This window comes from Pseudomonas sp. P5_A2_2, assembly GCF_054177685.1.
Window position 1 is genome coordinate 1 of record NZ_JBGCUL010001089.1, and the last position, 1,433, is coordinate 1,433.

General features: G+C 59.4%; 2 protein-coding genes and 1 pseudogene. 2 read left to right on the forward strand and 1 reads right to left on the reverse strand.

Going from position 1 to position 1,433, the window contains the following annotated elements; genetic code table 11:
- The first annotated feature begins 74 nt into the window (after positions 1–74).
- Positions 75–143 (forward strand): hypothetical protein, encoded by a 69-nt coding sequence (locus tag ACXRVY_RS29055; RefSeq protein ID WP_458238962.1) that lies wholly within the window; start codon positions 75–77, stop codon positions 141–143.
- Between the two features lie 180 nt (positions 144–323).
- Positions 324–758: a tyrosine-type recombinase/integrase gene (locus ACXRVY_RS29060; RefSeq protein WP_458238963.1), complete on the forward strand. Its 435-nt coding sequence runs from the start codon at positions 324–326 to the stop codon at positions 756–758.
- A gap of 82 nt (positions 759–840) precedes the next feature.
- Here ACXRVY_RS29060 and ACXRVY_RS29065 read toward each other — a convergent pair.
- A pseudogene (locus ACXRVY_RS29065) lies at positions 841–1,433 on the reverse strand (hypothetical protein); the annotation flags it as partial.

Sequence of the window (1,433 nt, forward strand, 5' to 3'; positions counted from 1 at the left end):
ATGTAAAGCATAGAGGCAGCAGAGAACCCAATCCACGCCATCTGCCGGTGAGTGCCATCGACACGGGACTGATCATGCAAGCGATTGAACCCGTCTGGACGGTAAAGCCCGAGACCGCATCCCGCGTGCGTGGCCGCATCTAGTCCGTACTGGACTGGGCCACGGTTCGCAGTCACCGCAGCGGAGAGAACCCGGCGCGCTGGAAGGGCCACCTGGACCATCTGCTACCCCGCAAACCCAAGATCCAGAAGGTCAAACACCACGCAGCCCTCCCCTATGACGAGGCCAACAAATTTGTTCGTACCCTGCGCTCACTGGACGGCATAGCGGCCAAGGCGTTCGAACTGTTGATCCTGACGGCGACTCGTACGAGCGAGACCATTGGAGCCCGCGAGGCCGAAGTTGATCTGGGCACCCAGGTCTGGACGATTACGGCCGAGCGCATGAAAGTTCCGAAGGAGTATCGCATTCCGCTCTGCAGGCAGGACGTCAAGTTGCTTCGTCCTCTGATCGAGGATGCACCGAACGAGTCAGAATACCTTTTCCCTGGAAACAAACCCGGTACTCACCTCTCCAACATGGCCTTGCTTCAACTCCTGCGGCGGCTAGAGCGTCCAGATCTCACCGCGCACGGCTTTCGCTCCACTTTTCGGGGCTGGGCCAGGGAGACAACCGACTACCCGCGGGAGGTGGCAGAAGCCGCCCTTGCTCATACGATCAGGGACAAGACCRAGGCGGCCTATAGCGTCGGGTCATGATGGAGCATTGGGGCAGGTATTTAAGTGAGAAATCAGAATGAGCTTAAGCCCATGCTCGCAACGCAGACTTGGGTATTGATCATCATGCAGCTACTATTCGAGCTGCTTCCCAAGCAAAGTGCTCTCCCCCACAACACACGCCTAGCCACCGGAAACCATGGGTGTGATGGAGTACTCTATTCTCCACCTGCCCAACCGCCGCCGCTGCCCCAGCATTAACCATCGCCGGCCGTACCCACACAGTCCGCTCCTCCAACCGTCGAACGTGCCCACGCCGCAGATGCGCGCGCGGCGACGCATGCTGCCCACCGCCGCTTGAAGTGCCGATTGCACGTGGGGCACTGATCTGAAGTACCCGATAGCTGAAGAACGGCGGCTTGCCTTTTCCCTGACGCTTGCGATTGATCAACTTCGGTGCGGCGATCTCTGCTGTGGTGACATTGGCGCAGTTGAGTACCACGCCTGTCTGCAACAGCATTGAGACTTCATCGCGGGTATCGGACAGGACTCTCGCGGCCACTTCTGCTCCGCAAGAGTGTTCCAGCGCTTCTGCTGCAATCTCCGGCAGCAGCAGGAACGGCGATACGCGAAACTGGCGCAGTTTGCTTAGCGGCAACCCGGCGGCGATGTAGGGTTCAATCAATAGCTGATTGGTCAGGCCGGCCTCGCCAGGGG